Genomic DNA, 20,614 nt, shown 5'->3' with positions numbered 1-20,614 from the left:
ATGTTCGGCGTGGATGCCTTGACCTTGCTCAGTGCCGGCGCGCTGGCCTTTGCGTTGCTCACCTATGTGATGCTCGATGGCACCGACCTGGGCGTGGGCATGCTGATGGGCATCAATCGGCGGCCTGAGCAACGCCAGGTCATGCTGCTGTCGATTCTGCCGATCTGGGATGCCAACGAAACCTGGCTGGTACTCGGCGGGGGCGGTTTGCTGGCGCTGTTTCCGCTGGCCTATGCGATTTTGCTGCCGGCGCTGTATGTGCCGTTCTTGCTGATGTTCATGGCGCTGCTGGTGCGTGCGGTGGGGATTGAGTTTCGCGAGCATTTACCGCGCAAGGGCATGGGCGATGCGCTGTTGCTGGGCGGCTCGCTGCTGGCCACGCTTTGCCAGGGCGTGGCACTGGGCACCTTGCTGCAGGGTGTGCCGCACAAGGCCGGGCAGTACAACGGTAATGGTTGGGAGTGGCTGGGCAGCTTTCCCTTGTTGTGTGGCCTGGCGTTGGTCGCAGGTTATCTGTGGCTGGGCGCCTGCTGGCTGTACTGGCGCAGCGAGGGCGACCTGCACCAGCGCAGCCGGCGCCAGGCTCGCTATCTGTCGCTGTTGGCGTTGAGCCTGCTGGCAGCAGTGCTGATCTGCACCCTGGGCGTGGATCAGCGCTACTGGCAGCGCTTGTCCGAACCGTGGATTGCGGGGCCTTCGCTAGCGAGCGTGACGCTGTTGCTGCTCGGCTATCAACTGGCCTGGCGCAGCCGGTGGCATTGCCTGCCGCTGTTGATGGCACTGGGCGTGGTGGCGGTGGCATTTGCGCTGATGCTGCTGGCGCTGTTTCCGCTGATCATCCCGCCAGACCTGAGCCTGGCCCAGGCGGCTTCTTCACCCACCAGCCAGACGTTCATGCTGGTCGGCTTCGCCATCATTGCGCCGATCACCCTGGCTTACAACACGCTCGGCTTCAGGGTGTTCGCCGGCAAGATTCGCGCGCCAGACGCTAGGTCCGAATGAATTCACAAAGGCTCTGTATGGCCTGATTCAGGGTCATCTGTAACTTATGCCGGGTGAGTGAGTGCTTTAGCATCGGAGCCTCTTGTGCCCAGCCAAGCGCTGCAGCACCTCACTTTCTTATCGGGTTACACGCCATGGACAGCCACTCGCTACTTGCCTACACCCTGGTCGCCGCGATCGCCATTGCCAGCCCAGGGCCGGCCTCGTTGATGGCAATCAACAACAGTATTCTGTACGGCGCACGTTCGGCGATCTGGTCATCGCTGGGCAATGTCAGCGGGCTGTTCTGCCTGTCGGCTGCGGCGATGCTCGGTTTGGGCGCGCTGCTGGCCAGCTCGGAAGTGCTGTTCAATGCGGTGAAGATTCTCGGTGCAGCCTACCTGTTCTATCTCGGCGGCAAGCAGCTGCTGAAAAAGAATCCGATGCTGGCGGAGGCGGGCGCAGCGCCGGTGAAAGTGCTCAGGCCGACGCGGCTGAAACTATACAAGTCGGCATTTCTGACCGCAGCGACCAACCCGAAGGCGACCATGTTTTTCACCGCCTTGTTTCCTCAGTTCATCGATCAGGGCGCGGCATTGCTGCCGCAGTTCTTGATCCTGACCGCGATCTTCATGGCGTTGTCGCTGCTGTCGCTGGCGGTCTACGCCAGCCTCGCAGCACGGGCCAAAGGCGTACTGACCCGGCCGCAGTTTGCCCGCTGGGTCAGCCGGGTGGTGGGCACTACCTTCATCGGCTTTGGCGCTGCGATCCTGGCCATGCGGCGCCAGAGCGCCTGAGCACTGCCGTTACAACCAGTAGGTCACCGCATACCAGCCCAGGCCGCCCATGACCACGGTGTAGGGCAGCGCCATCCACACCATGCGCCCGTACGACAGACGCACCAGCGGCGCGATCGCCGAGGTCAGCAGAAACAGAAACGCTGCCTGGCCATTGGGCGTGGCCACGCTGGGCAGGTTGGTGCCGGTATTGATCGCCACCGCCAGGGCCTCGAAGTGCTCGCGGCTCATGCGCCCGTCGATGAACGCCTGCTTCACTTCGGTGATGTAGATGGTGGCAACGAACACGTTATCGCTGATTGCCGAGAGCAAGCCGTTGGCCAGATAGAGCATGCCCGGTTGTTGCTCGGGCGGCAGGGCCAATACAGCTGCGATCAACGGGCTGAACAGCTGTTGCTGGTGGATCACCGCCACTACCGCAAAAAACACCACCAGTAGCGCGGTGAATGGCATGGCGTCCTGGAAGGCACGGCCCAGACGGTGCTCATCGGTGATACCGGTGAAGGCCGTGATCAAAACGATCACCATCAGGCCGATCAAGCCGACTTCGGCAATGTGCAGGCCCAGGCAGACGCACAACAGCAGCGCCGCCAGCCCTTGCACCCACAGTGCCAGGCGCTGGGCCGGCGTGCGTGCGGCATCGTCCTCGGCCGCGTGGGCGGCCAGCACCTGGCGCACGCGCGTCGGCATCAGGGTGCCGTAGCCGAACAGGCGTAGCTTTTCCAGCACGACGCAGGTCAGCAGGCCGGCACCCAGCACCGGCAGCGATACCGGCGCGACCTTGAAGAAGAATTCAGCGAAGTGCCACCCCAGCTCATGCCCGATCAGCAGGTTCTGCGGCTCGCCGACCAGCGTGCAGACGCCGCCCAGCGCGGTGCCGACAGCGCCGTGCATGAGCAGGCTACGCAGAAAGGTGCGGAACTGGTCAAGGTCTTCGCGGTGTAGGTGGGCGACCTGCTGGTCGCTGCCCAACTCCGAGTCTTCACGCGGATTGGCACCGGAAGCGACCCGGTGATACACCGCATAAAAGCCGACTGCGGCACTGATGATCACTGCCGTCACCGTCAGTGCATCGAGAAACGCCGAGAGGATCGCCGACAGTACGCAGAACAGCAGCGCCAGCACGGTCTTGCTGTGCACCCCGAGCAGGATCTTCGAAAACAGAAACAGCAGCAATTCCTTCATGAAGTGAATGCCGGCGACCATGAACATCAGCAGCAGAATCACCGGGAAGTTGTGCAGTAGTTCGTCGTACAGCGCCTGGGCGGTGGTCAGCTTGAGCAACAACGCCTCAATCAGCAGCAGCCCGCCTGGCATCAGCGGGTAGCACTTGAGTGCCATCCCTAAGGTGAAGATGAACTGGATCACCAGCAGCCAGCCCGTCGCTATCGGACCTAGAGTGGCCAGCACCAGCGGGTTGAGCAACAGGAACAGGCAGATGACCGCCTTGTACCAGCGCGGCGCCTGGCCAAGAAACGAATGGGCGATGGTGCCCGGCAGGGAGCGTTGCATGAATTTGTATCCTTATGATTCTGCAGTCGAGCACGGTGCCGCAAAGCACGCCCGCTGCGCAAGGGCAACAGTCCCGCTTTTGGCACAAGTACCGCCATGAGGGTGCGCTATAGTCCGGCGCAGACCCCCTTTGCCACCGGAGTGCCGCCGATGACCGACTACACCGCGTTCACAGTCGAACTGACCGACAACATCGCTCACGTGCAGATCAACCGCCCGGAAAAAATCAACGCGATGAACGCGGCGTTTTGGCAGGAAATCATCGAGATCTTCCAGTGGATCGATGACACCGATGCGGTCCGCGCAGTGGTCATCAGCGGCGCCGGCAAGCACTTTTCGTCAGGCATCGACTTGATGATGCTGGCCTCGCTGGCCAACCAGCTGGGCAAGGACGTCGGCCGCAATGCGCGCTTGCTACGCAAGACCATCCTCAACATGCAGGCGTCTTTCACCGCCGTCGACAACTGCCGCAAACCGGTACTGGCAGCGATCCAGGGCTACTGCCTGGGCGGCGCCATCGACCTGATCTCGGCGTGTGACATGCGTTATTGCAGCAGCGACGCGCAGTTTTCGATCAAGGAAATCGACATGGGTATGGCCGCCGACGTCGGCACCCTGCAGCGCCTGCCGCGGATCATCGCTGATGGCGTAATGCGCGAAATGGCCTACACCGGGCGCTATGTCGAGGCGCAGGAGGCGCGCCAGATCGGCCTGGTCAACCGGGTTTACCCCGATCACGCGGCGCTGCTCGACGGAGTCTTTGCCATTGCCCGTGAAATTGCGGGAAAATCCCCCATTGCCGTGGCCGGCAGCAAGCAGATGCTCAATTACATGCGCGAGCACAGTATCGCCGATGGCCTTGAGTACATTGCGACCTGGAACTCCGCCATGCTGCAGTCCGAAGACTTGCGGGTCGCCGTTGCGGCTCACATGAGCAAACAGAAACCGACGTTCGCCGACTGACCGAGGCGGTGGACGCGCTTGAAGGAAAGCCCACCATGTCAGCACGCTGGACTAGCGCAGTACTCGACCCCGATGTCGCCGGAGGGCTGGCCGTGGCCCGCGGCCCGGATGGGTTTCTGCTGGACGATAACGGCGTGCTGTTCCCGCGTGAATGGCTCAAGCGCCAGGACCTGGACATCCTCTGCGAGCACGGCATCGGTCATTTCGAAGGTGAGCCGGTGTTCCTGCTGGAGCTGCGCAGCGCCGCCGAGGTCAGCGGCTGCGGTTGGCGTGGTCTGCGCCAGTTCATGCTCGAAGGCGACTTCGATATCTACAAGCTGCTTGGCTACGCGGCGCAGATCGGCACCTGGGCGCGTGAGCATCGCTTTTGCGGCAGCTGCGGCCAGGCCATGACCCAGATCCACTGGGAGCGGGCCATGCACTGTGCCAGCTGCGACCTGCGCAGCTATCCGCGCATTTCGCCCAGCATGATCGTGCTGGTCACCCGCGGCGACGAGATCCTGCTGGCGCGTTCACCGCGCTTTGTCACTGGGGTGTACAGCACGCTGGCCGGGTTTGCCGAGCCCGGCGAGTCGGCTGAGGACTGCCTGGTGCGTGAAGTGCGTGAAGAGGTGGCGGTAGAGGTGAAGAACATCCAGTACGTCGGCAGCCAGTGCTGGCCGTTCCCGCACTCGATGATGCTCGGTTTTCACGCCGAGTACGCCGGTGGCGAGATCGTCATGCAGCCGGACGAGATCGAGGATGCGCAGTGGTTCAACGTGCATGCTCTGCCGCCACTGCCGGCCGGGCGTTCGATTGCCCGGCGCTTGATCGATCTGTATGTGGCGCGCCGCTTAGGCCTGGCCGAACCAGTGCTGCCAGGCTAGGCGCACGGTCAGCGCCAGGACCACGGTGATGAATACCGGGCGGATGAACTTGCTGCCGCCGCTGATCGCCGTGCGTGCACCAAAGAACGCCCCGACCATCACCGCCAGGCCCATGGCCAGGCCCACGATATAGTCGACCTGACCGGAGGCGATGAATACCGTCAGCGCCGCCGCGTTGCTGACGAAGTTCATGCTCCGCGCCACACCACTGGCGCGGACCAGATCGATCGGATACAGCAGCAGCGTGCTGACTGTCCAGAACGCGCCGGTGCCTGGCCCGGCGACTCCGTCGTAGAAGCCCAGGGTAAAGCCCTGAGGCAACTGCCAGGTTTTCTTGATCGGCGCATCGGCGTCCAGCGGCGCCTTGGGCGTGCCACCGAACAACAGGTAGATGCCACAGGCAAACACCACCACCGGCAGCATCTTGTTCAGCCACTCCGCCGGCAGGTAATGGGCGATCACCGCGCCGAGCAGGGCACCTAGCAGCGTGCCGAACAGCGCCGGACGCCACTGCGCCGGGTGGAATAGCTTGCGCCGGTAGTAGGTGAAGCCGGCGGTGGCCGAGCCGAAGGTCGAGCTGAGTTTGTTGGTGCCCAGCACCAGATGCGGCGGCATGCCCGCGGTCAGCAGCGCAGGGGTAGTCAACAGACCACCGCCGCCGGCAATGGCGTCGATAAAGCCGGCAACAAACGCAACCAGAGTCAGGATCAGCAGCGTCAACGGTTCAACGGAGAGTTCGAAAGGCATGAGGATTCAGGCTTAGCGGCAGTGCGCGGCAAAAGGCCGCGCCAAAGGCTGCCATGGTAAACGCCAGCGTCGGGTGTGGCCAGTATCGAGGCGGTTTTGCCGCCCGCTACAGGAACCAGTGATACTCGCGAGCGCTGACTTCATCCATGAAGGCCAGGTGGTCCTGGCGTTTGTTTTCGCAATACACCTTCACAAACTCCTCACCGAGCCCGGCACTGACCGCAGGATGCGCTTGCATCGCGGCCACCGCGCTAAGCATGTCCTTGGGAAAGTCGATGCCGCTGGCGCGATCATCATTGAGCGGGGCAATTGGCTCTTGCCGGGCCGCCAGGCCTTGCTCCATGCCGCAGAGGATTGCCGCCAGCACCAGGTACGGATTGGCGTCGGCGCCGGCCAGGCGGTGCTCGATGCGCAGGTTGCGTGAGTCGGACTCGGGAATGCGAATGCACGCGTCACGGTCTTCAAAGCCCCAGCTGGCGCGGCTGGCGGCGTTGACCATGGCGCCATAGCGGCGAAACGCATTGTGGTTGCCGGCAAAGATCGGCATGCACTGCGGCAGCAGCGCCAGGCAGCCGGCCACGGCATGGCGCAACGGCCGCTGCTGGTCGGCGGCGAGCACGTTGTTGCCGCTGCTGTCGTAGAGGCTGACATGTACGTGCATGCCACTGCCGGGTGCCTGCAGGTAGGGCTTGCTCATGAAGCTGGCGCGCAGGCCGTGCTTGCGCGCCACACCGCGGCTGCTGCGGCAGAACAGGGCGGCCCAGTCGGCGGCGCGCAGGCCGTCGTCGCAGTGGCCGAAGTTGATCTCGAACTGCCCCGGGCCAAGCTCTGCGGTGATGACATTGGCATCGACGCCTTGGGCGTTGGCGGTTTCGACCATGTCGTGCAGTACTTCGCAGAAGCGCGACAGACGTTCGATATGCAGGTTGGGTTGGTCGTCGCGATCGCCACTGATCGGGTCGCGGGGAAACTGCGGCAGTCCGTCCTGCAGCGCGCAGTCGAACAGGTAAAACTCCAGCTCGAATGCAATCACCGGGCGAATGCCCCGCGCCTGCAGACGCTGCAGCACCCGGGCGAGGACCTCGCGCGGCTCGAACTCTATGGGCGCATCGGTGCCGTCGGAGCTGATCAGCATCTGCCCGAGTGGCTGCGTCTCCCAGCTGACCGGCTTAAGCGTACCGGGGATCAGCCGGCGCAGTGCATCCGGGTCGCCATCGTTGAAGCAGTAATCGCCGATCGGAAACAAGCCACCCTGGGCACCGAGCAGCACGCAGTTCTGCGGCAGCTTCAGCGGGCTGCCGGCGGCGAGCTTTTCGAGCATGTCGATGGGGTAGCGTTTACCGTAGAAATGCCCGGGGATGTCCAGGCTGATCAGGTCGACATAGCGCACTTCGGGGTGTTGGCTGCGAAACGCGCGGACTTCATCCAGCAGGGTAGTGGGGGTCATTGCGAGCTCTAGACGGCGCTGTGATTCAGCCTGAAAAATCTAGCAGCTGGTGCTGGTTTCGCCAGCAAGCTTGTATTTATTGCAACGCCTGGCTGATGCTGGCGATGCCCATCAGCCGCCTTTCAGGACTTAAACCATGCGCCGTCTGCCCTCGCTGACCGCCTTGCGCACGTTCGAGTGCGCCGCCCGCCATGGCCATTTCGGCCGGGCCGCGGCCGAGCTGTGCGTCACCGACAGCGCAGTCAGCCACCAGATTCGCCAGTTGGAAGCGCAGCTGGGCGTGGCGTTGTTCGAGCGGGTCGGCCGCCAGGTGCGCCCGAGTGCTGAAGCAGAGCGCCTGCTGCAGCAGTTGCAACAGGCCTTCGAGTTGATCGGCAAGGCCTGTGACGAGCTGCGTGACCCGGCTTCGCAGGCAGTGCTGCGGGTTGCGGTGACGGCAGAGCTGGCGCAAAAATGGCTGATCAATCGGCTGGCTGATTTCAGCAGCCGCTACCCGCATATCACCCTGCATCTACTCGAACAGCCGATCAATGCCGGGGCGCCAGCACTGGACGTTGACCTGGCGATCACCTACGGCACCAGCGCGCTGGACGCCAGCACGCACTTCGTGCGGCCGTTGCCGCTGCTGCAGTTCTTTCCAGTGTGCAGCCCCGGCCTGTTCAACCAGAGCGCCATGAAGCGCCCGCGCGAGCTGTTGCGCCACTGTCTGTTGCACGACGACCAGGACGGCAAGACCTGGACTTCGTGGCTGGCCACCCACGCCGAAGACGGCCAGCCCAACCGCCAGCTGTACTTCCCCCATGCGGCGTTGGCGCTGGAGGCGGCGCTGCTCGGCCAGGGCGTAGCCATGGGCGACAACCTGACCTGCCAGGCCGACCTGCAAAGTGGCCGACTGGTGCGCCCGTTCAGCGCCAGTGTGACCGCGCAGGGGCAGTACGCGCTGGTCTGCGAGCGCTTGCGCCTAGAGCGCGGTGCAGTGGGCGACTTCGTTGACTGGTTCATCGAACAGATCAGCGAACCGTGAATTCAATTCACCAATCGCTGAGTTTTCATCGTTGGATGTGCGCCCGCTAGCGGCGTAGCTTCGGCTCATCCCACTCAGTCACGACGAGGTTGACCCATGGCGCGTTCGCTCAGCACTACCCCCAAGGCCGATGGTTTCCGCTTGCCCGGCGAGTTCGAAGCCAAGGGCGGCTGCTGGCTCGGTTGGCCGGAACGGCCGGACGTGTGGCGCAATGGCGCCAAGCCGGCGCAGCAGGTGTGGGTCGAGATCGTCAAGGCGATTGCCAGCAGCGAGCCGGTCACTGTATGTGCCTCCGCCGCGCAATACGCCAATGCCCGACGCCTGCTACCGGAGGCGGTGCGGGTAGTGGAGATGACTTGCAATGACACCTGGTTTCGCGACAGCGGGCCGTGCTTCGTGGTCAACGATGACAGCGGCGAGGTACGCGGCGTCGACTTCGAATTCAACGCCTATGGCGGCCTCGACGGTGGCCTCTACTACCCATGGGACAAGGACGACCAGATCGCTCGCAAGGTCCTCGAGATCGAAAACCTGGACCGCTACCGCGCGCCATTGATCGCAGAACTCGGCGGCATCCAGAGTGACGGCCAAGGCAGCCTGCTGACCACCGAGCAATGCCTGCTCAACCGCAATCGCAACGCTCATCTGGGCAAAGCAGAGGTGACCCGGCGCCTGCAGGATTACCTTGGTGCCGAGCAGGTGATCTGGCTGCCACGTGGCTGCAAGTTCGATGAAACCGACGGCCATGTCGACGACCTGGCCTGCTTTGTACGGCCCGGCGAGGTGGTGCTGCAATGGACCGACAACCGCGATGACCCGCAGTGGGAGATCTACCAGGAAGCCTATGACATCCTGCGCAGCACCCGCGACAGCCGCGGCCGTGAGCTCAAGGTGCACAAGCTGCCCCAACCTGATGTGCTGCAGTGGACCTCTGCCGAAGCCGCCGGGCTGGATCAGGTCGACGGCACTCATGTGCGCGAAGCCGGCACGCGGATCTGTGCGTCTTACATCAACTACTACGCCGGCAACTCGGCCATCGTCGTGCCGTTGTTCGGCGACCGCAATGACAGCGTGGCCCAGGCAACCCTGGCAGAGCTGTTCCCGGGCAAGCGCATCATCGGCATCGAAAACTCGCGGGAGATTCTGCTCGGCGGCGGCAACGTTGCCTGCATCACCATGCCGCAATACGCCGGAGGACCTCGCTGATGAAAACCTCTGTGCTGGCACTTGGGTTGGCGCTGGCCGGCAGCGCGGCGGCGGGGCACGCCGCCGATGCGGCGCAGCCCACCGTCAACCTGTACATCTGGGGCGAGTATTTGGCGCCAGACACGCTGAGCAATTTCGAGAAGGAAACCGGCATCCGCGTGGTCGCCGACCACTTCGATTCGCTTGAAACCGCCGAAACCAAACTGCTGACCGGGCGCAGCGGCTATGACCTGGTGCTCAGCGCCGGTCAGCACCTGAGTCGGGCCATTGCCAGCGGCGCGTTGCAGCCGCTGGATAAAAGCCGGCTGCCCCATCTGCAGGGTGTGGGCGAGGAGTTTCGTCAGCACATGGCCGTGTTCGACCCCGGCAACCGCTATGCCGGGACTTACGCCTGGGGCACCACCGGGGTCGGCTTTCAGCAGCAGGCCGTGACCGCACGCCTGAGCGATGCGCCGCTGGACAGCTGGGCGATGCTGTTCGACCCGGCGGTGGTAGCGAAATTTGCCGATTGCGGAGTCAGCCTGCTCAATGACCCCAACGAAGTGTTTGCCGCAGTGATGCGCTACATGGGCCTGGACATCAATCAGCAGCGCCTCGAGGACCTAAAGCTGGCTGAGGCACAACTGCGCAAGATCCGCCCGTACATCCGCTACTTCGACAATGATCGCAACATCAACGACCTGGCCAACGGCGAGACCTGCGTGGCGATGTCGTGGAACGGCAACGTGGCTATCGCCCAGGGCCAGGCGCAGCAGGCGGGCAAAACCTACAGCCTCGCTTACCGAATCCCCAAGGAGGGCACGTTGATCTGGCTTGACGCGCTGGTGGTGCCTAAGGACGCACCGCACCCGCAGGCGGCCTGGGCCTTGATGGACTACCTGATGCGCCCGGAGGTGATCGCACCGATCACCGACACCATTCACTACGCCAATGCGATCAGCGCCGCCGACAGCCTGGTCGATGCACAGATCCGCAACGCCCCCGGCACCTATCCGCCGGCCGAGGTGCGCGCGCGGTTGTACAGCAAGAACGACAATGGCAAGCAATTCAACCGCGAACTGACCCGAGCCTTCAGCCGACTCAAGAGCGGCACCTGAGGCCAGGTCGAAGGCTCAGGTAGTGGCCTTGCGCCTGGCAACCCTCGGCTTGGCCGCCTTGGGCTTGCCGTCGGCCGCTTTGGCCTTGGTGCCTGAGCGGCGCTTCTTGCTCCAGGGCGCCTTCTTGCCACCGGCGGGTACCAGCGGGCCGCTGATGGTCATGCGCATGCCGCTACAGCGCTCTACCAGCTTGCCCATCCAGGCCGATTGGCGGGCAACGAATTCCTCGAGAGTCATTTCGCCGCTCTGGACCATGTCCAAAGCCTGCTCCCAGATCGCCGTGGTGCCCGGGTCGGCAATGGCCCGTGGGACGGCGTCAATCAGGCTGAACGCGGCTGGGGTGGCGGCCAGGGCCTTGCCGTTCTTGACCAGATAACCGCGGTCGAGCAGGCCCTGGATAATGCTGGCGCGGGTGGCCTCGGTGCCGATGCCGGTGGTTTCCTTGAGCTTTTGCTTGAGCTTGGGGTCATCCACCAGCTTGGCGACGTTTTTCATCGCCTTGATCAGGTCGCCTTCGGTGAAAGGTTTCGGCGGCTGGGTCCACAGGTCCTTGAGTTGGACGTTGCGCACTGCGCAGGCCTGGCCTTGCTGCAAGGCTGGCAGCACCTGCGCCGGCGGCGCCTCACGGCCTTTGGCTGGCGTCAGCGCCTCTGGCAGGGCGCGGCGCCAGCCGGGTTCGACAATCTGCTTGCCGACGGCGCGCAGGGCGTGGCCGGCGCAATCGAAATCAGCCTGGGTGCGGTCGTATTCATGGTTGGGCAGAAACTGCGCCAGGTAACGCGCGCGGATCAGGGTGTAAACGGCCTTGTATTTGGGCGGCAGGCGCGCCGGGTCACTGGCGGCGGCAGTGGGGATGATGCCGTGGTGGGCGCTGACCTTGGCGTCGTTCCAGGCGCGCGAGCGGCGTTGCGGCTGCAGGTGCGCTTGCAGCGGCGCCAGGCTGGCATCGGCGCGCTGCAATGCAGCGAGAACTGCCGGCGCCTCGGCATGCTGGCTCATTGGCAGAAAGCCGCAGTCGCTGCGCGGGTAGGTGATCAGTTTGTGGGTTTCGTACAAGGCCTGGGCGATGTCGAGGGTTTCCTGGGCGCCGTAGCCGAACTTCTTCGAGCAGATTTCCTGCAGGGTGCCCAGATCGAACGGCAGCGGTGCGGCTTCGCGCACGCGCTCGGTGACCAGCTTGCTGACCTGCGCACTGCCAGCCGCAGCCATGTCGGCGGCGGCTTGCTGGGCCAGGCTCTGGTTAAGGCAGCGGGCCTGATCATCGCAGGCGTCTTCAGGCGCGCGCCACTGTGCGTTGAACAGGCTGCCGGCATGCTCAAGCTGCACGTCGATCGCCCAGAACGGCACCGGCACGAAGTCGGCGATGCTGCGATCGCGGTCTACCACCAGGCGCAGGGTCGGGGTTTGCACGCGGCCGACGGGCAACACGCCTTGATAACCGGATTGACGCCCGAGCAGAGTGAACAGCCGGCTCATGTTCATGCCGATCAGCCAGTCGGCACGCGAACGGCCCAGGGCTGAATGGTACAGGCTGAAGGTCTCGCTGCCGGGCAGCAGCTTGGCCAGGGCCTTGCGGATCGAGGCATCGTCCAGCGCCGACAGCCACAGGCGCTGGATCGGGCCGCGGTACCGGCAGTGCTCGACCAGCTCACGGGCGATCATCTCGCCTTCGCGGTCGGCGTCGGTGGCGATGACCAGTTCGCGCGCTTCGCCAAGCAGGCGTTTGACTGCCTTGAACTGGCTGGCGGTTTTTGGCTTGACCAGCATTTTCCACTGGCCCGGGATGATCGGCAGATCGTCCAGGCTCCAGCGCTTGTAGCGGGCGTCGTAACTGTCGGGCGGGGCGGTTTCGAGCAGGTGGCCGATGCACCAGGTAACGCACACGTCAGTGCCTTGCCAGCAGCCGTCACCGCGGCGGGTGGCGCCGAGCACTTTAGCGATATCTTTGGCCTGGGAGGGTTTTTCGCAGAGAAACAGGCGCATGGCCGAGAACGCTTCATGGGCAGACGATGAGCGTCAGGATGGACAAAGAAGCGCCGCCAGGCAAGTTTTATCTGTATGCATATACAGCTTGCTGGTGAGTCAATGTTGCAGAGCACGCAGCGGGCCATTGCAGCCCGCTGCGAAACAGGGCCGGTTTAAGCGGCCCTGAGATTGCTCAGGCCAGGTCGCAGGACTCGCGCACCATCTCCACATGGGGGATGCCGGCCTCGAGGAACTCCTCGCTGACCACCTTGAAGCCCAGCCGCTCGTAGAACGGTGTGGCATGCACCTGGGCGCTCAAGGTCTGTTGCTTGAGGTCGCGAGCCTGGGCTTCGGCGATCACCGCATGCATCAGTGCGTCGCCCACTTTCAGCCCGCGCCAGTCCTTGAGCACCGAGATGCGGCCGATGGTGCCGTCTGCCAGCAAGCGCGCGGTGCCGATCGGGTAGTCACCCTCGAGGGCCAGGAAATGCACAGCCTGGGGGTCTTCGGCGTCAAATTCCAGCTCAGGCGGAATGTGCTGCTCGGCAACGAACACCGCATCGCGGATGTGGCGGATGTCACTGTTGTCCTTGATCCAATCGGCAAGCCGAACGCTGATTCTATTCATTGGCAAAACCCAGACTTCCTTGTTCGACCAGCTGGCAGACCAGGGTCAGACCTTCTTCATCCTTGAGCCACTGGCCCAGGTTTTCGATGTGCAGCGCATCGGCGGCGCAGATCATCTTCAGCAGATCGCGCAGGTGACCCGAGAGCAGACGGCTCTGGCCGCTGGCGAACAGCAGCAGGTTGTCATCGACTTCCGACCAGGCCAGGCGTGCGCTTGGGTTACGAATAAGAATAGCGCCTTGTTCCAGGCTGTCGATCAGCTCTTCTTCCTTGAGCGGCTCGCCGGCGACCTGCTCAGGGTAGCGTGGCTCGGTCATGAACTGGCCGAACCAGGTCAGCAGCAGGCGCTCGTCACCCATGTGCTCGGCCAGCAGCGCCTTGAGGCGGTCCAGAGCGTCGTGCTGGATCTGGTGCGGGTCGCTGACCGGCTGGGCGTCGGCGTCGCTGTAGCGCTCTTCGTCCGGCAGGAACTGGGTGAGGAAGTCGGTGAAGTGGGTCAGCACTTCAGCAGCGCTTGGCGCGCGGAAACCGACCGAGTAGGTCAGGCAGTTGTCTTCGGCAACGCCGAAGTGGGCCAGGCGTGGTGGCAGGTAGAGCATGTCACCCGGCTCCAGGCGCCACTCGTCGGTCTGCTCGAAGTCAGCCAGGATGCGCAGGTCGGCGTGCTCGAGCAGCTTGCTGTCGCTGTCGCACATCTGGCCGACTTTCCAGTTGCGGGTACCGTGGCCCTGCAGCAGGAACACGTCGTAGTTGTCGAAGTGCGGGCCAACGCTGCCGCCGGGTGCGGCATAGCTGATCATCACATCGTCGATGCGCCAGCTTGGCAGGAAGCGGAAGCTTTCCAGCAGTTCGGCCACTTCTGGCACGAACTGGTCGACCGCTTGCACCAGCAGGGTCCAGTCGCGCTCTGGCAGGGTGGCGAAGTCGTCCTCGGTGAACGGGCCGCGACGCAGCTCCCACGGGCGTTCACCGTGTTCGAGGACCAGGCGCGATTCGACTTCCTCTTCCAGGGCCAGGCCAGCCAGCTCGTCAGGGTCGATCGGGCTTTCGAAGTCGGTGAATGCCTGGCGTACCAGCAATGGCTTCTTCTGCCAGTAGTCACGCAGGAACTCGCGAGCAGTCAAACCGCCAAGCAGCTGAAGTGGAGTATCAGAATTCATGTTCAACCTATTGAAAAAACGTAATTTTCGTCCGGGAATAAAAACGCCCGGCTAGGCCGGGCGTCAGACGCAGGCGTAATCTTAGATACGTTTGGCCTGCGCTACTGCGTTACCTATGTAGGTCGCAGGAGTCAGCTGCTTGAGCTCGGCCTTGGCATCGGCTGGCATGTCCAGGCCATCGATGAAGGTCAGCAGCGCCTCAGGGGTGATGCCTTTGCCACGGGTCAGCTCTTTGAGCTTCTCGTAGGGGTTTTCGATGTTGAAGCGGCGCATGACGGTCTGGATCGGCTCGGCTAGCACTTCCCAGCAGGCGTCCAGGTCAGCAGCGATGCGCTGGGTGTTGACTTCCAGCTTGCTGATGCCCTTCAGGCTGGCTTCGTAGGCGATAACGCTGTGAGCGAAGCCCACGCCCAGGTTGCGCAGCACGGTGGAGTCGGTCAGGTCACGCTGCCAGCGCGAAACCGGCAGTTTGCTGGCCAGGTGCTGGAACAGGGCGTTGGCGATACCGAGGTTGCCTTCGGAGTTTTCGAAGTCGATCGGGTTGACCTTGTGCGGCATGGTCGACGAGCCGATTTCACCGGCAACGGTGCGCTGCTTGAAGTAGCCCAGCGAGATGTAGCCCCAGATGTCCCGGTCGAAGTCGATCAGGATGGTGTTGAAGCGGGCGATCGCGTCGAACAGCTCGGCAATGTAGTCGTGCGGCTCGATCTGGGTAGTGTACGGGTTGAACTGCAGGCCCAACTCGTCTTCGATGAAGGCGCGGGCGTTTTCTTCCCAGTCGATCTGCGGGTAGGCCGACAGGTGCGCGTTGTAGTTACCGACGGCGCCGTTGACCTTGCCCATCAGCGGCACGGCAGCGACTTGCGCAATTTGGCGCTCGAGGCGGTAGACGACGTTGGCCATCTCTTTGCCCAGGGTGGTCGGCGAGGCTGGCTGGCCGTGGGTGCGCGACAGCATCGGCACGTCGGCATGTTGGTGGGCAAGCGCGCGGATCGCTTCGGCGATCTGGCGCATCAGCGGCAGCAGTACGTCATCACGGCCCGCGCGCAGCATAAGCGCGTGGGACAGGTTGTTGATGTCCTCGCTGGTGCAGGCGAAGTGGATGAACTCGCTGACGTTGGCCAGCTCAGGCAGTTGTGCAGCCTGCTCCTTGAGCAGGTACTCGATGGCCTTGACGTCGTGGTTGGTGGTGCGTTCGATTTCCTTGACGCGCTCGGCGTGGGCCAGCTGGAAATCGCTGGCCAGGGTATCGAGAACGGCGTTGGCCTCGGCCGAGAATGCCGGCACTTCACCGATTTGCGGGTGAGCGGCCAGGCGTTGCAGCCAGCGCACTTCGACCAAGGCGCGGAAACGGATCAGGCCGTATTCGCTGAAAATAGGGCGCAAGGCCTGGGTTTTGCCGGCGTAGCGGCCGTCTACAGGGGAAACCGCAGTGAGCGAGGAAAGCTGCATGGGGTGTTCTCGGACAGTCAGGCTTTTGGAGGGCGCATATCATACATGAAAAATGCGCCGAGGTCGGGTGGCTGACCAAAGGTCGAGCCCGTTTGATGCTTATCGCAGCCCTTTCGCGACACGAGGCCGCTCCTACAGGGGGCGCGCAAGGCGGGAGTGCGCGGCATTCAGGAATTGGTGCGCATCATGCCGTACAGCTCGTTGAGCAATTTGCGCCGGCTGAATACCAGCTGCCAGCGGTGCCCGCCAAGCTGGCGCCACAGGCGTGCGGCGCGGATCCCGGCCAGCAGCAGTGCGCGGATCTTCGAGGCGTTGCTGGCTTGCTGCAGGAAGCGCATGTCGCCATGCACCTGAATGCGCTGGCGCAAGGTACTCAGGGTGTCCTGATACAAGGCGCCACTGGAAGCGATGACATTCTCGTGGGTCAGGCCGAAGTGATCGGCCTGACCCTGGATTTGCGGCAGGCGGTTGCCGATGGTTTCCAGCAGGTCGCCACGTTTGGCCAGCTGGCGCTCGAGGCCGAGCATCGACAGGGCATAGCGCAGCGGCTCGCGCTGCAGGCTGCTGGGCTCGCGCTCGAGTGCGCCGACCAGGGCGCGGTAACCGTCGCGCAGGTTCAGGTCATCACCACCGAACACCTCTAGGGTGTCCTTGGGGTCCATCACCAGCAGGCTGCCAAGCATGCAGCCAAGCTCGGCGTCATTGGACTGGCCGGTGCGTGCCAGCTTGTCGACCAGCACCGCAGCCTGAAACACGCCGCCCAGGGCAATCAACTGCTCGTGCAGGTTGCTCATGGGCGCGGGCTCCACGGCTCGGCAGTCTCGATCACGCCGCCGCCCAGGCACACCTCGCCATCGTAGAAAACCACCGACTGGCCGGGGGTGACCGCACGTTGCGGCTCGTCGAACACGGCGCGGTAGCCGCTTTCGGTGCGTTCCAGAGTGCAGCTCTGGTCGCCTTGGCGATAGCGCACCTTGGCCGTGAGGCGGCGCGGGGTGGCGAGGTCGATCGGGTTGACCCAGAAGATGTCCGAGGCGAGCAGGGCGCGGGAGAACAACCATGGGTGCTCGTTGCCCTGGCCGACCACCAGCACGTTGCGGGCGAGGTCCTTGACCAGCACGTACCACGGGTCGTCACCGGCGTCCTTGAGGCCGCCGATGCCCAGGCCCTGGCGCTGGCCGATGGTGTGGTACATCAGGCCGTGGTGGCGACCGATGACTTCACCTTCGGTGGTTTCGATGTTGCCCGGCTGGGCCGGCAGGTACTGCTTGAGGAAGTCGCTGAAGCGTCGTTCGCCAATGAAGCAGATGCCGGTGGAATCCTTTTTCTTGGCAGTCGCCAGGCCATGTTTCTCGGCGATGGCGCGCACTTCGGGTTTTTCCAGCTCGCCGACCGGGAACAGGGTGCGGGCGATTTCCTTGCCGCCGACGGCATGCAGGAAGTAGCTCTGGTCCTTGTTCGGGTCCAGGCCCTTGAGCAGCTCGGTCAGCTCGCCGGTGTCGCGCCGGCGTACATAGTGACCGGTGGCGATCAGGTCGGCACCGAGCGACAGCGCGTAGTCGAGGAAGGCTTTGAACTTGATCTCGCGGTTGCAGAGGATGTCCGGGTTTGGCGTGCGCCCAGCCTTGTACTCTTCAAGGAAGTGCTCGAACACGTTGTCCCAGTACTCGGCGGCAAAGTTGGCCGTGTGCAGCTTGATGCCAATGCGATCGCACACGGCCTGGGCGTCGGCCAGGTCTTCGCGGGCGGTGCAGTAGTCGGTGCCGTCGTCCTCTTCCCAGTTTTTCATGAACAGACCTTCCACCTGGTAGCCCTGCTCGATCAGCAGAAGGGCGGATACGGAAGAGTCGACGCCGCCGGACATGCCGACGATGACGCGGGTCTTGGCGGGGTCTTTAAGTGCTGGGCTGGTCATGGCTACCGATGTGTATCAGGGAAAAAGGTCGATTCTATCAGGCCCGCTCGTGCGCGTCAGTCGCGCAGCAAGGCGAGGCTGTGCAGCGGGCCTGCCAGGTAGTCGTCGATGCAGCGCGGCACCAGCTCGCTGCGCCAGCGTTGTGGCTCGGCCAGCAGCTCGGCGCGGGTCATCCACAGCGCGCGGGTTATATCGCTGTCGAGGGCGCGTTGCGGATGGTGCCGGACGGGGCGAGCAGCGAAGCAGATGCGTTGGTAGGTGACGCCGTTACTGGGGGCGGTGTACAGGTAGATGCCCACCACGCCGGTCAGTTCGACGTCCCAGGCGGTTTCTTCGAGGGTTTCGCGCAGGGCGGCCTGCTGCAGGGTTTCGTTGGGCTCGAGGTGGCCGGCCGGTTGGTTGAAGACGTGCTGGCCGGCTTTGAATTCCTCGACGAAGAGGAAGCGGCCCTGGTCTTCGACCACGGTGGCTACGGTGATGTGGGGGTGCCAGGTCATAGTGGAATCCTGAAAAGCACAAACCCCGGTGCGTGGCCGGGGTTTGTGGGGTTACTTCAAGCGAACCTTACAGCGCAGCAATCGCGTTGTTGAGGGTCTGGCTTGGACGCATCACCTTGGCGGTCAGCTCGGCATCCGGGGCATAGTAGCCACCGATGTCGACTGGCTTGCCCTGTACGGCGTTGAGTTCGGCGACGATGGTCGCTTCGTTCTCGGTCAGGGTCTTGGCCAGCGGGGCGAAGCGCGCTTGCAGCGCAGCGTCGTCGCTCTGCGCAGCCAGGGCCTGAGCCCAGTACAGGGTCAGGTAGAAGTGGCTACCGCGGTTGTCGATACCGCCAACCTTGCGCGAAGGCGACTTGTTGTTGTCGAGGAACTTGCCGGTAGCCTGGTCCAGGGTGTTGGCCAGAACCTTGGCACGTGGGTTGGCGTAAGTGTCGCCCAGGTGCTCGAGCGAGGCCGCCAGAGCGAGGAATTCACCCAGCGAATCCCAACGCAGGAAGTTCTCTTCGACCAGCTGCTGCACGTGCTTGGGTGCCGAACCGCCAGCGCCGGTTTCGAACAGGCCACCGCCGTTCATCAGCGGCACGATCGACAGCATCTTGGCGCTGGTGCCCAGCTCCATGATCGGGAACAGGTCGGTCAGGTAGTCGCGCAGAACGTTGCCGGTCACCGAGATGGTGTCCTTGCCTTCGCGGATACGGGCCAGGGAGAACTTGATCGCCTCGACCGGCGGCAGGACGCGAATGTCCAGGCCAGTGGTGTCGTGGTCTTTCAGGTACTTCTGGACTTTCTCGATCATCACGCCGTCGTGGGCGCGTTCCGGGTCGAGCCAGAACACCGCTGGGGTACCGCTCAGGCGGGCACGGTTGACGGCCAGCTTGACCCAGTCCTGGATCGGCGCGTCTTTGGTCTGGCACATGCGGAAGATGTCGCCGGCTTCGACGTTCTGTTGCAGAACCACGTTGCCTTTGCCATCAACGACGCGCACGACGCCATCGGCCTTGATTTCGAAGGTCTTGTCGTGGGAGCCGTACTCTTCGGCTTTCTGCGCCATCAGGCCAACGTTCGGTACGCTGCCCATGGTGGTCGGATCGAAGGCGCCGTTGACCTTGCAGTCTTCGATGGCAGCCTGGTAGATACCGGCGTAGCAGCGGTCCGGGATCACGGCCTTGGCGTCTTGCAGCTCGCCTGCAGTGTTCCACATCTTGCCCGAGTCACGGATCATGGCCGGCATCGAGGCGTCGACGATTACGTCGCTCGGCACGTGCAGGTTGGTGATGCCTTTGTCGGAGTTGACCATGGCCAGGGCTGGACGTACGGCGTACAGGGCCTGGATGTCGGCTTCGATCTGCGCTTGCTGGTCAGCTGGCAGGTCCTTGATGCGGGCGTACAGGTCGCCGATGCCGTTGTTGGCATTGAAACCGATGTCGGCCAGCGCTGCAGCGTGCTTGGCCAGCACTTCACCGTAGAACTCTTCGACGATGACGCCGAACATGATCGGGTCGGAAACCTTCATCATGGTTGCTTTCAAGTGCACCGAAAGCAGTACGCCGCTGGCCTTTGCATCTGCGATCTGCTCGGCGATGAAGGCTTTCAGGGCTTTGCGGCTCATGGTCGCGCAGTCAACGACTTCTGCGGCTTTGACAGCGGTTTTTTCCTTCAGAACGGTAGTTGCGCCGTTCTTGTCCAGCAGTTCGATGCGCAGGCTGTCGTCAGCTTCGATCAGTGCGGCTTTTTCGCTGCCGTAGAAGTCGCCTTGGCTCATGTGGGCCACGTGCGATTTCGAATCGGAAGCCCAGGCGCCCATTTTGTGCGGGTGCTTGCGAGCGTAGTTCTTGACCGAAAGCGGCGCGCGGCGGTCGGAGTTGCCTTCGCGCAGTACCGGGTTCACGGCGCTGCCCTTGATGCGGTCGTAGCGCGCGCGGGATTCTTTTTCGGCAGCGCTGGCAGGCTCGTCAGCGTAGTCAGGGATGGCGTAACCCTTGGCTTGCAGTTCCTTGATCGCAGCCTTGAGCTGAGGCACCGAGGCCGAGATGTTCGGCAGCTTGATGATGTTGGCTTCAGGGGTGGTGGCCAGTTGGCCCAGCTCCGCCAGATGATCGCTTACCTGCTTGTCTGCGCCGAGTTGCTCCGGGAATGCCGCAAGGATACGGCCAGCCAGGGAGATGTCGCGAGTTTCGACGGCGATGTCAGCCGAGGCGGTGAACGCTTCGACGATCGGCAGCAGCGAATAGGTGGCGAGGGCAGGGGCTTCGTCGGTGAAGGTATAGATGATCTTAGAGCGGGTGGGCATGCGGGTTAACTCTCTGTTTTGCTGAGCGTACTCGAGTCTCGGGGTGCGCTGGGTAGGCGCATCGC

The 20,614-nt window shown here is 63.4% G+C and carries 18 protein-coding genes; 7 read left to right on the top strand and 11 right to left on the bottom strand.

The genetic code is table 11. The features are described from left to right. Both cydB and HU736_RS08050 read left to right on the top strand, forming a co-directional pair. Positions 1-1,002 carry a cytochrome d ubiquinol oxidase subunit II gene (gene cydB, locus HU736_RS08055; RefSeq protein ID WP_103437894.1) on the top strand — a complete coding sequence of 334 codons (1,002 nt, stop codon included), beginning with the start codon at positions 1-3 and terminating at the stop codon, positions 1,000-1,002. Between the two features lie 134 nt (positions 1,003-1,136). Next, positions 1,137-1,778, top strand: a complete 642-nt coding sequence (locus HU736_RS08050) for a LysE family translocator (RefSeq protein WP_101320875.1) — start codon at positions 1,137-1,139, stop codon at positions 1,776-1,778. A gap of 9 nt (positions 1,779-1,787) precedes the next feature. Here the strand turns inward: HU736_RS08050 and nhaB are convergent, their stop codons facing one another. Beyond that, the gene (gene nhaB, locus HU736_RS08045) at positions 1,788-3,290 is read right to left on the bottom strand and encodes a sodium/proton antiporter NhaB (RefSeq protein WP_103437893.1); all 1,503 of its coding nucleotides are present in this window, start codon (positions 3,288-3,290) and stop codon (positions 1,788-1,790) included. 150 nt (positions 3,291-3,440) lie between these two features. Between nhaB and HU736_RS08040 the strand changes: the two genes are divergently transcribed. After that, positions 3,441-4,253 (top strand): crotonase/enoyl-CoA hydratase family protein, encoded by an 813-nt coding sequence (locus HU736_RS08040; protein ID WP_186698867.1) that lies wholly within the window; start codon positions 3,441-3,443, stop codon positions 4,251-4,253. 35 nt (positions 4,254-4,288) lie between these two features. Then, positions 4,289-5,119, top strand: coding sequence for an NAD(+) diphosphatase (gene nudC / locus HU736_RS08035; RefSeq protein ID WP_186698869.1), 831 nt, complete (start codon positions 4,289-4,291; stop codon positions 5,117-5,119). Here the strand turns inward: nudC and HU736_RS08030 are convergent. Both HU736_RS08030 and HU736_RS08025 read right to left on the bottom strand, forming a co-directional pair. Further along, entirely contained in the window at positions 5,087-5,866 is a 780-nt protein-coding gene (locus HU736_RS08030) for a TSUP family transporter (protein WP_186698871.1), read from the bottom strand. The two genes, nudC and HU736_RS08030, sit on opposite strands and share 33 nt — an antisense overlap. 106 nt (positions 5,867-5,972) lie before the next feature. Further along, positions 5,973-7,313: a glutamine synthetase family protein gene (locus tag HU736_RS08025; RefSeq protein WP_186698873.1), complete on the bottom strand. Its 1,341-nt coding sequence runs from the start codon at positions 7,311-7,313 to the stop codon at positions 5,973-5,975. A 136-nt stretch (positions 7,314-7,449) separates the two neighbouring features. Here HU736_RS08025 and HU736_RS08020 point away from each other — a divergent pair, with 136 nt between their 5' ends. From HU736_RS08020 to HU736_RS08010, 3 genes are all read left to right on the top strand, one after another. Further along, entirely contained in the window at positions 7,450-8,337 is an 888-nt protein-coding gene (locus HU736_RS08020) for a LysR substrate-binding domain-containing protein (protein WP_186698875.1), read from the top strand. Between the two features lie 96 nt (positions 8,338-8,433). Next, positions 8,434-9,543, top strand: coding sequence for an agmatine deiminase (gene aguA, locus HU736_RS08015; protein WP_186698877.1), 1,110 nt, complete (start codon positions 8,434-8,436; stop codon positions 9,541-9,543). Beyond that, a complete protein-coding gene (locus HU736_RS08010; RefSeq protein ID WP_103437887.1) occupies positions 9,543-10,640 on the top strand; it encodes an extracellular solute-binding protein in 1,098 nt (365 codons plus the stop codon). The genes aguA and HU736_RS08010 overlap by 1 nt, the downstream gene beginning before the upstream one ends. Positions 10,641-10,655: 15 nt before the next feature. Here HU736_RS08010 and HU736_RS08005 read toward each other — a convergent pair whose 3' ends face one another. From HU736_RS08005 to HU736_RS07970, 8 genes are all read right to left on the bottom strand, one after another. Then, positions 10,656-12,623, bottom strand: coding sequence for a DNA topoisomerase III (locus HU736_RS08005; RefSeq protein WP_186698880.1), 1,968 nt, complete (start codon positions 12,621-12,623; stop codon positions 10,656-10,658). Positions 12,624-12,798: 175 nt separating this feature from the next. Continuing rightward, positions 12,799-13,233, bottom strand: a complete 435-nt coding sequence (locus tag HU736_RS08000) for a GNAT family N-acetyltransferase (protein WP_103437885.1) — start codon at positions 13,231-13,233, stop codon at positions 12,799-12,801. Then, positions 13,226-14,392, bottom strand: coding sequence for a ribosomal protein uL16 3-hydroxylase (locus tag HU736_RS07995; protein WP_186698882.1), 1,167 nt, complete (start codon positions 14,390-14,392; stop codon positions 13,226-13,228). Before HU736_RS07995 ends, HU736_RS08000 begins: the two co-directional genes overlap by 8 nt. Positions 14,393-14,473: 81 nt before the next feature. Further along, on the bottom strand, positions 14,474-15,844 hold the full coding sequence (gene purB, locus HU736_RS07990; RefSeq protein ID WP_101320851.1) for an adenylosuccinate lyase: 1,371 nt from the start codon (positions 15,842-15,844) through the stop codon (positions 14,474-14,476). A 167-nt stretch (positions 15,845-16,011) separates the two neighbouring features. Further along, a complete protein-coding gene (hflD, locus tag HU736_RS07985; protein WP_101320849.1) occupies positions 16,012-16,638 on the bottom strand; it encodes a high frequency lysogenization protein HflD in 627 nt (208 codons plus the stop codon). Further along, entirely contained in the window at positions 16,635-17,759 is a 1,125-nt protein-coding gene (gene mnmA / locus HU736_RS07980) for a tRNA 2-thiouridine(34) synthase MnmA (RefSeq protein WP_186698884.1), read from the bottom strand. The genes hflD and mnmA overlap by 4 nt, the downstream gene beginning before the upstream one ends. 56 nt (positions 17,760-17,815) lie before the next feature. Then, positions 17,816-18,256, bottom strand: coding sequence for an NUDIX hydrolase (locus tag HU736_RS07975; protein WP_101320845.1), 441 nt, complete (start codon positions 18,254-18,256; stop codon positions 17,816-17,818). 67 nt (positions 18,257-18,323) lie between these two features. Continuing rightward, the gene (locus HU736_RS07970; protein WP_186698886.1) at positions 18,324-20,549 is read right to left on the bottom strand and encodes an NADP-dependent isocitrate dehydrogenase; all 2,226 of its coding nucleotides are present in this window, start codon (positions 20,547-20,549) and stop codon (positions 18,324-18,326) included. Between the last annotated feature and the right edge of the window lie 65 nt (positions 20,550-20,614).

The organism is Pseudomonas shirazensis (assembly GCF_014268785.2).
In the GTDB taxonomy this organism is placed as follows: Bacteria; Pseudomonadota; Gammaproteobacteria; order Pseudomonadales; family Pseudomonadaceae; genus Aquipseudomonas; species Aquipseudomonas shirazensis.
Note: the sequence above shows the minus strand (reverse complement) of the source record. Positions and strands in the feature narration are given on the sequence as shown.